Source organism: uncultured Methylobacterium sp. (assembly GCF_964244095.1).
In the GTDB taxonomy this organism is placed as follows: Bacteria; Pseudomonadota; Alphaproteobacteria; order Rhizobiales; family Beijerinckiaceae; genus Methylobacterium.
In genome coordinates, this window is the sequence record NZ_CAXTHR010000153.1 from 1 (window position 1) to 9,865 (window position 9,865).

A 9,865-nucleotide genomic window follows, 5' to 3' on the forward strand; every position below is an offset into this window, starting at 1 on the left:
CGGCGGTGTAGAGGCCGTGGGCGATGCGGGTGCCGAAGGGCGTGCGCGCCGCGAAATGCTCCGAGAGATGGATCGGGTTGCGGTCGCCGGTGATCTCGGCAAAGCCGACCACGTCGGAGGCGGCGATCGTCTTCGACAGCGTCTCCGAGAGCCCGACTTCGAGGTCCTCGAAGTAGAGAATGCGCAATTCGGGCAGCATCCGAGCCTCCTCCTCCCGGCCGAACGGCTTCGGTCCGACGGCACAACCGCCTCGCACAGGTGGGCCGCCGAATCCAGCCGGAGGAGACGCGCGGACCGCCGCTCGACAGGCCCGGCACGATGGGCGAAGAGGCGGTCCCCTCGACATGGGACATCCGCCGCCCGCGTGCAGGACCGCTCCGCCCCTCCGCCGCTCCGCTCCGTCGTCGCCCGCGTGGCGGGGCTGAACCTCGGCTATTTCGGCATCGAGATCGCCGTGGCGCTGGCGATCGGCTCGGTGGCGCTGATCGCCGACAGCCTCGATTTCCTGGAGGACGCGGCGATCAACCTGCTGATCTGCGCCGGCCTCGGCTGGAGCCTGCGCAACCGCGCCCGCCTGGGCACGGCGCTGGCCGGCATCCTGATGGTGCCGGCGCTCGCGACCGCCTACGCCGCATACGAGAAATTCTCCGACCTCAGCCCGCCGGCGCCCCTGCCGCTGACGCTCACCGGCCTCGGCGCGCTCGCCGTCAACCTCGCCTGCGCCGCCCTGCTCGCGCGCCACCGCGACGGCGCCGGCAGCCTGACGCGGGCAGCCTGGCTCTCGGCCCGCAACGACGCCTACGCCAACCTCGCGATCATCGCGGCCGGCCTCGTCACCGCGCTCCACCCCTCGCCCTGGCCAGACCTGGTCGCGGCAGCCGGCATCGCGATCCTCAACGCGGATTCGGCCGGCGACATCTTTCGCGCGGCGGCGGCGGAGCGACGGGCCGCGCGCGAGGCAGGGCCGAATCCTTGAAGATCTTCCCGATCTCCGACCTGCACCTGGAGCGCCGCCGGCTCGACCTGATCGCCCCCCCGAGCGCGGATTTCGACGTGATGGTCTGTGCCGGCGACCTCTACGAGGGCCATCCCGAGCGCGGCCTCGCGGCCCTGCTGTCGCTTGCCGGCGGCCGGCCGGTCGTGCTGGTGCCAGGCAACCACGAGCACTACGCCCCGACCGGGGACGCGCGGAGCGCGCCCGACCTGCTCGCCGCGCTGGCGGCGGAGGTCGGGCGCCTCGCCGCGACGGGCGCGCGCGTGCACCTGCTCCAGCGCGGCGCCGCGTGCGTCCTCGACGGCGTGCGCTTCGTCGGCGCGACGCTGTGGAGCGACTGGTCGCTCGCCGGGCGCTGGCTCGCCGACGACACGCCCGGCCGCCCGGCCGACCCGGTGGCCCATGCCGTCGCGCGGATGACCGACCCGGTCACCGGCGCGCGGGAATACCGCGGGTCGATCCGCAAGGGCGACGGCACGCCGTGGCAGCCCGCCGACGCGATGGCGGCGCACGCCGCCGAGCGCGCGGCGCTGCTGAGGGCGCTCGCGGCGCCGTTCTCCGGCCTGACCGTGGCGGTGACGCACCATCCGCCGAGCCCGCGCGCGGCGGACGCCTTCCGCGGCGCGCCGGGGGTGCCGTGGTGGGTGCCGGCCTTCTACGCGACGCGCGTGCTCGACGACCTCGACGACCGCGCGCGGCCGGACCTGTGGGTGTCGGGCCATTTCCACGCCGGACACGATAGGGCGGTCGGCCGATGCCGCTGGGTTGCCAATCCGGTCGAGGGCGCGACCTACGCGCCCGACCGCGTCGTGACGCTGTCGTGAGCGCAGGAACGCCGTCGGGCGGCCGCGGCCGTCGGACCCGACCGGCCGCGCGAAACCGGCCGGAGGGTTCGTGCGTAACGCGTCCACGCGCCGCCGCCGGGAGCGTTTGCCCGTGAACACTTTCCTCGCCGTCGTCCTCGTCTGCGCGAACACCGTGGCGCAGGAGGCCTGCACCGACGGCACGGCGCTCGAAGTGCGCAAGGTCCGCGTCGGAAACGAGCTCGGCTGCACCAGCGGCTGGCAGGAGATCATCGCCCGCACGGACCTGCGCGACGCGATCGGCAGGACCGCCTACCTGAAGACCGCCTGCCGGCGCGTGAAGACCGCGGAGTGATGCTCGGCCGACCGGTCGGCCGGGCGCTCAGCGCCCGACCGTGAAGGCGACCGGCCCGGCCGCGAACCGGATCTCGCCGGTGCCGTGGCGTATCTCCCGGTCGGCGTAGTGCAGCGCGTCCGCCCGGTTCCGGAACAGGCCGCCGGCGATGCCGTGGCTCTCCACGGCCACCCAGCAGCCGCGCGCATCCTGCCCGATGGTGAAGCTCAGCCCCGTCTCGCCGGGGATCGCGGCCTCTGGCGCGGGCGGTGACCCCGTCGCGGAGCCGGGCATGCGGGCGGCCGGGGCGACGGGGATGGTTTGGAGGTTCGGCATGATCTTCGTTCGGGCTCGCGCGGTCCCTCACGAGGACCGCACGGCACGAGATCGGGCATGGCGCGTTAGGAATCGAGAGGCCCCAGGGCCAGCCGCCATAAGCATCCCGTGAATGCGGCGCCTTATTTCTCGTACTTGATGTAGGCGAAGCGCGGATCGGCCGGCGTGCCCTCGAGGCCCGCGCCCTCCAGGCCGGGCTGCCAGGAGACCACCTCCTCGATCTTCCTGGCGAGCGCGAAGTCCTTGTCGGTGATGCCCTTGGCGGCGTGGTTCATCAGCCGCACCTCGACCCAGGCGTAGGAGGCGGTCAGGTCGGGGTGGTGCCACGCGGCCTCGGCGAGGTGGCCGACGGTGTTGATCACCATCAGCGTGCTCTTCCAGCCCGCGGTCCTGTAGGTGCGGCGAATCCAGCCGTCCTCGTAGCGCCACGCCGGAAGCTCGGCCGCGAGCCGCGCGGCGATGGTCTCGGCGTCCAGGGCGCCCTCGCGCGGTCCGGCCATGCTCGTCTCCTCCGACGGACTTCATCTCGCAGCGAGGGTGCCCCGGCGGGTGCCGCCGCGCAAGGCGCCTGTGGACGGGCCGAAGCGCGGGCCCTATGACCTTTCGGCAATGGCCCCTCCGGTGCCGGGGCTTCGCCGCTCCGGCCGAGACGGGCCTCGGGCCCATACCGGCCTCGAAGACGTCCAGGGAGAAGGCGCCATGCTGTCACGGCGCGGATTGCTCGCCGCCGCCGCGCTCGCCGGCCTGCCGCGGCGCGCGCTCGCGGCGCCGAGCGTGCGCCTCGGCAGCTTGCCCTTCGGCACGGTCGCCTGGGAGGCCGCGCTCATCAAGGCGCGCGGGCTCGATGCCGCGAACGGCTTCAACCTCGACGTGGTGAGGCTTGCCGGCAACGACGCGGCGCGGATCGCCTTCATGGGGGCCCAAGTCGACGCGATCATCGGCGACCTGCTCTGGGCGGCCCGCCTCGGCAACGAGGGGCGGGCGGTGCGCTTCATCCCCTACTCGACCTCCGAGGGCGCCGTGATGGTGCCGACGGCAAGCCCCGTGAGGAGCCTCCGGGACCTCGTCGGCCGGCGGCTCGGCGTAGCGGGCGGGCCGCTGGACAAGAACTGGCTCCTGCTGAAGGCGCAGGCGCGCGAGGCCGGGTTCGACATCGAGGCGAAGGCCGAGATCGCCTACGGCGCGCCGCCGCTGATCACGCTGAAGCTGGAGCAGGGGGCGCTCGATGCCGCGCTCACCTACTGGACCTACTGCGCCCGCCTGGAGGCGAAGGGGTTCCGCCGGCTGATCGGCGCCGACGACATGATGCGCGCGCTCGGCGCCACCGGCTCGGTGTCGCTGATCGGCTACCTGTTCGAGGCGCGGACCGTCGCGGAGAAGCCCGAGGCGGTGGCCGGGTTCGTGCGCGCGGCGCGCGCCGCCAAGGACATGCTGGCCGCCGACCCCTCCGCCTGGGAGGTCGTGCGCCCGCTGATGGGCGCCGAGGACGACCCGACCTACGAAGCCCTCAGGCGCGAATACCTCGCCGGCATCCCGCGCCGCCCGGTCGCCGACGAGCGCGGCGACGGCGAGACGCTGTTCTCGGTGATGGCGCGGCTCGGGGGCGAGCGCCTCGTCGGGGCCGGCACCGGCCTGCCGCCGGGGCTGTACTACGACGGGACGACCGGTTGATCCGCCGAGCCGTCGCCGACCGCAGGGGGCTCCTCACCCGTCTCGCCTCGATGCTGGTGCTGCTCGCCGCGTGGCAGGCGGCGGCGCAAGGGGCGGGCTCGCGGATGCTGCCGACGCCGCTCGCGGTCGCGGCCTTCATCGGGCGGGAATCGGCCCGCGGCGACCTGTGGACGAACGTCGGCATCACGCTGGGGCGGGTCGGGCTGTCGTTCGTGCTCGCCATGGTACTCGGCGTCGCGCTCGGCGTCGCGCTCGGGCGCTCGAAGCGCCTCGACACAATCCTCGACACGCCCCTGCTGGCGTTGCTCAACACGCCCGCGCTGGTCATCACCGTGCTGGCCTACATCTGGGTCGGCCTCAACGAATCCGCCGCGATCCTCGCCGTGGTGCTGAACAAGCTCCCCAACGTCGCGGTGATCCTGCGCGAGGGCGCCCGCGGCCTCGATCCGGGCCTGGAGGAGATGGCGCGGACCTACCGCTTCGACCGCCGCTCGTGGATCGCCCACGTGCTGGTGCCGCAACTCCAGCCCTTCGCGGTCGCCGCCGCCCGCTCCGGCCTGTCGCTCGCCTGGAAGATCGTGCTGGTGATCGAGCTGCTCGGGCGGCCGAACGGCGTCGGCTTTGCCATCAACTACTACTTCGTCCAGAGCACCGACGTCGCCGCGATCCTCGGCTACAGCCTCGTGTTCATGAGCGTGATGGTCGCCGTCGACATTCTCCTCCTCCAGCGGCTCGAAGCGCATGTCCGCCGCTGGCGATAGGATGGCCGCCGGCGCCGGGGCCGTCCTCTCCGTCTCGATCGCCCGCAAGGTCTACCATCCCGCCTCCGCCGAGCCGGTCGAGGCGGTGCGCGACCTCGCCTTCGCGATCGTGCCGGGCGAGATCGCCTGCCTGATCGGGCCGTCGGGCGCCGGCAAGACCACGACCTTGCGCATCCTGCTCGGGCTCGACACCGATTACGAGGGCAGCGTCGCGCCGGACCCGCGCGCCTCGGAGACCGGCCCGGGAATGGTGTTCCAGGAGCCGCGCCTTCTGCCCTGGCGCAATGTCGAGCAGAACGTGCGGCTGGCGATGCCGCGGGCGAGCCGCGGGCGCGACCTCGACGGGCTGTTCGCCCAGCTCGGCCTGGACCCGTGGCGGGCGCGCTTTCCCGGCGCGCTCTCGCTCGGGATGCAGCGCCGCGTCGCGCTCGCCCGCGCGCTCGCCAACGACCCGCGCCTGCTCGTCCTCGACGAGCCGTTCGTGTCGCTGGACGACGCGGCGGCGGCGGCTTTGCGCGGCCTCGTCGTCGACACCGTCGACCGCCTCAGCATGAGCGTGCTGATGGTGACCCACAACGTCGCCGAGGCGATCGCGGTCGCCGACCGCCTCCTGCTGCTGTCGCCGCGCCCGGCGAGCCTCGTGGCCACCGTGCCGCTGGATCGTCCCCGGTCGGAGCGCGACCGCGCCTGGGCGGACGCGACCCGGCGGGACCTGGCCCTACGCCATCCCGGCATCATCGCGGCGTGAACGTGTCCGGGCGGCGGAACCCGGGACGCGGTCACTCCGCCCTGGCGTCCACGTCGAGCCTGTCCAGCACCGCGGCCGGGGAGCGGGCGGCGCCGACATCGACGAAGCCGAGGCCCGCCGCGTCCTTCGCCTTCGCGCTGAGCGTCAGCCGGCCGGGCTTGGTGACGAACTGGCTCATCGCGGCGCCGATCGCCTTGGCGGCCGGCGAGTTGCCGAGGATCGCCGGCACGCCGAACTGGCTGGCAGCGACGTATTCCTGGCGCAGGTCCTCCGGCTTCAGGCTGAGGCTCTTCGACTGGGCGGCGAGGAATCGCTCGAACAGGCCGGCGTTCTGGATCGTGAGGTCGAGGGCCTTGGCGGTCCCCGAGAGCATCAGCAGGCGCGTCGCGGAGATGTTCGACGAGAACAGCTCCGGCCCCATGCCGCCGAGCGTGCCCGCGAGCCGCAGGGAGCCCATGTCGCGGCCGGACAGGGTCATCTCGCGCAGGGCCACCTCGCGCTTGGCCTCGTCCCAGGCCGAATCGACGACGAGGTTGAGGTCGAGATCGCCGTAGCCGTAAGCGGGCAACGCGCCGAGCACCGGCAGGCCCGCGACCAGCGAGGCCGGCAGGGTGAGGCCGGACACATCCAGGCGGCTCGCGGTCGGCACCCCGTCGCGCATCGGCCCGAGGGCCAGGGCGGCGTTGCGCAGGGCCAGGCGCGCTGGCGCCGGCTTCGGGGCGACGAGCGGATCGCCGGGTCTGATCGGAGCCGGCCTCGCCGCGTCGGGCTTGGCGGGCGGCCTGCCGGGCTCCTCGGCGGCCGGCATGTCGAAGCTCAGGTCCTGCAGCGCGAAGCCGCCGACCGCGGGCGTAAGGCGGCGCAGGTCGTCGTCGGCGACCGGGTTCGCGGGATCGGCGAGCCGGCGCAGGGCCGCGATGGTCGGCGCGAGCGAGACGCCGGTGAGCGACAGGCGCCCGAGCCGCGCCTTCAGCCCGCCCTGCGAGAACGCCACGTCCTCCAGCGTCGTGCCGGCCTCGGCGCCCCCGCCCGCGTAGGCCATCCGCCCGATCTCGACGAGCACCGGCTCGTCCGAACCGGTCTGGCTGACGCCGAGGCCGCGCAGTTCCAGGCTGCCGACCGAGAACGCCTCGGCGAGGTCGGCGACGCTCGCGGCGAGCTTGGCGCGATCACCGGCCGGCATCTCCGGATCGACGGCATCGAGGCCGTCGGTCAGGAGGCCGAACGCCCCGCTCCAGCCGCCCGGCACCTGGCGGCCGCCGAGGTCGCGCCCGTCGAGGCGGGCGAGCCTCATCGCGATGCCGGACGCCTCCGTGTAGGTCACGTCCGCGACCTGCACCGCGGCGTAGATCCGCTGCACCGCCCCCTTGCCGTCGCCCGGCTCGCCGGAGAGGCGCACGAGCGCGGCGAGGTCGAGGTCGGTCGCCGCGATCCGGCCGTAGGTGCCCGAGCCCGTCTGCGGCCCCCCGGCGATGCTGATCGCGGCCCCCGCGATGGTCAGTTCGGCGATGCGGCCCGCCCGCACGTCGCGGGCGGCGACCTCGCGATAGGTCACGGTCTGAAGGGATCTTCCCGGGCCGGCATGCTCCGAGGCGAGCACCGGAATCGCGATGCTCGCCGCCTCCAGCCGCGCGAGGCGGGGGCCCCAGGGCTCGGCGGAATCCGCCTTGAGGATCGCCGTCAGGTCGCCCTTCGACAGCCGCGTGCCGCTGACCGTGATGCGCGGCGCCTTGAACATCGTGTCGCCGAGCGGCAGGGCGACGTCGGTGAGCGTCACGTCCTGCACGGCCGAGGCCGCCTCCTGCGCCAGGAGCGGCCGGACGGCGGCCTCGGTGCCCGCGAGCAGCGCGAGGACGCAGACGGAGAGGCGGGCCGCCCGAGCGAGGCTGGCGCGGACCGTTTTCTGGGTCATCATCGTGTCCGGACCGCTGGCGGGACTGTTCTTCGAGGCGACCTTCGTCCCGCATTTTCGCGGACGAGGCAATCGGCGGGCCGGACGGGAGCGCACGCTTGCGGGCGCGTGTCATACCGCGGCAACGGGTTCCGGCAATGGCGGACGATCCGCATCCGGCTCCATCGTTCCGGGTTCGCCTCCGGCACCCGGGAATGACGGCGGTGCGCGAAGCCGCTTGCCCGGATGCGATGAGAGGACCAGCCGGTTCCGCAGCACCCTCGGAAGGGCCGATGTTCGAAATCTCAGAGCGAGAACGACGTGCCGCAGCCGCAGGACGAGGTCGCCTGCGGGTTCTCGATCTTGAAGGACTGGCCGATCAGGTCGTTGACGAAATCGATGGTCGAGCCGGCCATGTATTCCAGCGAGACCGGATCGACGACCACGGTGGCGCCGTCGCGCTCGATCGTCACGTCCTGCGCCTCCTGGGCACGGGTGATGTCGAAGGCGTAGGAGAAGCCCGAGCAGCCGCCGCCGTTGACGCTGACGCGCAGGCGCGCGCCGGGGGGCTCGGCGCCCATGATCTCGTTGATGCGCCGGGCGGCGCGGGGGGTCAGGGTGATCTCGGCCATCGCGGGAGCCATCGGCGCTGTTGTCGGGAACCCCGCTTCGGGCGATTGCCCGGAGCGTGCCGACAACCAAGATATGGGGGATGGCGCCGCGCCGCAACGCGCCGGCCTCCATTCGGACTGCGAGGGACCATGCCGGCCGCACACGAGGGGACAGACGGGCGGAGGCCGCGTGCGCGCCGCCGGTGAGCGTTGGCGCGCGGCCTACGCCACCGATCCGGCAGCCACCCGCGGACGGCTGATCCCCGAGCCGGCCTCGCCGACACGGAGCGACTTCCAGCGCGACCGCGACCGGGTGATCCATTCCACCGCGTTCCGGCGGCTCAAGCACAAGACCCAGGTCTTCGTGCACCACGAGGGCGACCATTACCGCACCCGGCTGACCCATACCCTGGAGGTGAGCCAGATCGCCCGCGCGCTGGCCCGCGCGCTCGGCCTCGACGAGGACCTCGCGGAGGCGCTGGCGCTGAGCCACGACCTCGGCCACACCTGCTTCGGCCACACCGGCGAGGATGCGCTCGACGCCTGCATGGCGGGCCACGGCGGCTTCGACCACAACGCGCAGGCGTTGCGCATCGTCACCCGGCTGGAGCGGCGCTACGCCGGCTTCGACGGGCTCAACCTCGCCTGGGAAACGCTCGAAGGGCTGGTCAAGCACAACGGCCCCCTGCTCGGCGCCGACGGCCGCCCGACGGCGCGCTACGCCGAGGCCGGCATCCCGGCCGCGATCCTCGAATACGACGCGCTCCACCCGCTGGAACTGTCGCGCCATGCCGGGCCGGAGGCGCAGGCGGCCGCGCTCGCCGACGACATCGCCTACGACAGCCACGACCTCGACGACGGTCTGCGCGCCGGGCTGTTCACCCTGGACGACCTCCGCGAAGTGCCGTTCCTGCGCGGGCTGCTCGACGAGATCGCCGCCCTGCATCCCGGCCTCGAGCCGTCGCGGACGATCCACGAACTCGCCCGGAGGGTGATCACCCGCTTCGTCGAGGACGTGATCACTGAGGGCGCGCGGCGGCTGGCACGGCTCGGGCCAGCCACGGTCGCCGACATCCGGGCGGCGAGGGCGCCGGTGATCGCGTTCTCGGCGCCGGTCGCGGCGGCGGATGCCGGGATCAAGCGGTTCCTTTACGCGCGGATGTACCGGCACCCCGAGGTGATGGCGGTGCGGGCCAAGGCCGACGCCATCGTCGGCGACCTGTTTACCGCCTTCGCCGCCGACCCGTCGCGGATGCCCGAGGCGTGGCGGGCGGGGCTGGAGGGCGCCCCGGAGGGCCGCGTCGCGCGGCGCATCGCCGACTACATCGCCGGGATGACCGACACCTACGCCGTGCTCGCCCACCGGCGACTCCACGCGACGACGCCGGACCTGCACTGGAGCCCGCCGAGCCGCAGCCTGCCGCTCGCCGAGCCGTGAACGGGCGCGGGCCGCCGGAGCAGAAGAGCCGCGGCCCGGCCGGCGAGCCCGGCCGCCCCCGCTTTGCAGGATACTGCGAGACGGCGCTGTTCCCCGTGGCCTCGCGCATGCGAAGACGCGGCACGATAAATATCCTGCCGGAGCCATGCAGCGATCACATGGAAAGCCCTCGACCGAGCCTGTTGTTGCAGCGCAGCATAAGGGCCAGTCTCCGGGCGGACGGCTGGTATACCCCTACGCGGATGGAATCCCGGCCTCGGCTTTTCCGATGAGGTGGA

General features: G+C 73.4%; 11 protein-coding genes and 1 pseudogene. 7 read left to right on the forward strand and 5 right to left on the reverse strand.

From position 1 onward, the window contains the following. Positions 1-199 (reverse strand): annotated as a pseudogene (croR, locus tag ACFE86_RS18750) (3-hydroxybutyryl-CoA dehydratase); the annotation flags it as partial. Between the two features lie 165 nt (positions 200-364). Here croR and ACFE86_RS18755 point away from each other — a divergent pair. The 3 genes from ACFE86_RS18755 (at position 365) to ACFE86_RS18765 (ending at position 2,152) form a co-directional block, all read left to right on the forward strand. After that, on the forward strand, positions 365-976 hold the full coding sequence (locus tag ACFE86_RS18755) for a cation transporter (RefSeq protein ID WP_375456836.1): 612 nt from the start codon (positions 365-367) through the stop codon (positions 974-976). Continuing rightward, positions 973-1,818 (forward strand): metallophosphoesterase, encoded by an 846-nt coding sequence (locus ACFE86_RS18760; RefSeq protein ID WP_375456837.1) that lies wholly within the window; start codon positions 973-975, stop codon positions 1,816-1,818. Before ACFE86_RS18755 ends, ACFE86_RS18760 begins: the two co-directional genes overlap by 4 nt. 112 nt (positions 1,819-1,930) lie before the next feature. Next, a complete protein-coding gene (locus tag ACFE86_RS18765) occupies positions 1,931-2,152 on the forward strand; it encodes a hypothetical protein (protein ID WP_375456838.1) in 222 nt (73 codons plus the stop codon). Between the two features lie 27 nt (positions 2,153-2,179). Here ACFE86_RS18765 and ACFE86_RS18770 read toward each other — a convergent pair whose 3' ends face one another. Further along, positions 2,180-2,467, reverse strand: a complete 288-nt coding sequence (locus ACFE86_RS18770; RefSeq protein ID WP_375456839.1) for an RAG2 PHD domain containing protein — start codon at positions 2,465-2,467, stop codon at positions 2,180-2,182. 122 nt (positions 2,468-2,589) lie between these two features. Continuing rightward, positions 2,590-2,967 carry a 4a-hydroxytetrahydrobiopterin dehydratase gene (locus ACFE86_RS18775; protein ID WP_375456840.1) on the reverse strand — a complete coding sequence of 126 codons (378 nt, stop codon included), beginning with the start codon at positions 2,965-2,967 and terminating at the stop codon, positions 2,590-2,592. Between the two features lie 199 nt (positions 2,968-3,166). On the opposite strand from ACFE86_RS18775, the gene ACFE86_RS18780 reads away from it, so the two are divergent. Genes ACFE86_RS18780 through ACFE86_RS18790 form a run of 3 tightly spaced genes read left to right on the forward strand, consistent with a single transcriptional unit; the run spans position 3,167 to position 5,647 of the window. Beyond that, positions 3,167-4,138, forward strand: coding sequence for an ABC transporter substrate-binding protein (locus ACFE86_RS18780; RefSeq protein ID WP_375456841.1), 972 nt, complete (start codon positions 3,167-3,169; stop codon positions 4,136-4,138). Positions 4,139-4,188: 50 nt separating this feature from the next. Then, a complete protein-coding gene (locus ACFE86_RS18785; RefSeq protein ID WP_375456846.1) occupies positions 4,189-4,899 on the forward strand; it encodes an ABC transporter permease in 711 nt (236 codons plus the stop codon). Beyond that, a complete protein-coding gene (locus tag ACFE86_RS18790) occupies positions 4,880-5,647 on the forward strand; it encodes an ABC transporter ATP-binding protein (protein WP_375456842.1) in 768 nt (255 codons plus the stop codon). Before ACFE86_RS18785 ends, ACFE86_RS18790 begins: the two co-directional genes overlap by 20 nt. A gap of 31 nt (positions 5,648-5,678) precedes the next feature. On the opposite strand, the gene ACFE86_RS18795 is transcribed toward ACFE86_RS18790, so the two are convergent. Then, positions 5,679-7,559: a hypothetical protein gene (locus tag ACFE86_RS18795; protein ID WP_375456843.1), complete on the reverse strand. Its 1,881-nt coding sequence runs from the start codon at positions 7,557-7,559 to the stop codon at positions 5,679-5,681. 284 nt (positions 7,560-7,843) lie between these two features. Next, positions 7,844-8,170, reverse strand: a complete 327-nt coding sequence (locus ACFE86_RS18800) for a HesB/IscA family protein (protein ID WP_375456844.1) — start codon at positions 8,168-8,170, stop codon at positions 7,844-7,846. A 169-nt stretch (positions 8,171-8,339) separates the two neighbouring features. Here ACFE86_RS18800 and ACFE86_RS18805 point away from each other — a divergent pair, with 169 nt between their 5' ends. Beyond that, the gene (locus ACFE86_RS18805; protein ID WP_375456845.1) at positions 8,340-9,587 is read left to right on the forward strand and encodes a deoxyguanosinetriphosphate triphosphohydrolase; all 1,248 of its coding nucleotides are present in this window, start codon (positions 8,340-8,342) and stop codon (positions 9,585-9,587) included. The last annotated feature ends 278 nt before the right edge of the window (positions 9,588-9,865 follow it).

Coding starts and splice junctions, on each gene's coding strand:
- ACFE86_RS18775 (WP_375456840.1), bottom strand. CDS start 2,967: ATGGCCGGACCGCGCGAGGGCGCCCTGGACGCCGAGACCATCGCCGCG.
- ACFE86_RS18790 (WP_375456842.1), top strand. CDS start 4,880: ATGTCCGCCGCTGGCGATAGGATGGCCGCCGGCGCCGGGGCCGTCCTC.
- ACFE86_RS18800 (WP_375456844.1), bottom strand. CDS start 8,170: ATGGCCGAGATCACCCTGACCCCCCGCGCCGCCCGGCGCATCAACGAG.
- ACFE86_RS18770 (WP_375456839.1), bottom strand. CDS start 2,467: ATGCCGAACCTCCAAACCATCCCCGTCGCCCCGGCCGCCCGCATGCCC.
- ACFE86_RS18785 (WP_375456846.1), top strand. CDS start 4,189: ATGCTGGTGCTGCTCGCCGCGTGGCAGGCGGCGGCGCAAGGGGCGGGC.
- ACFE86_RS18780 (WP_375456841.1), top strand. CDS start 3,167: ATGCTGTCACGGCGCGGATTGCTCGCCGCCGCCGCGCTCGCCGGCCTG.
- ACFE86_RS18795 (WP_375456843.1), bottom strand. CDS start 7,559: ATGACCCAGAAAACGGTCCGCGCCAGCCTCGCTCGGGCGGCCCGCCTC.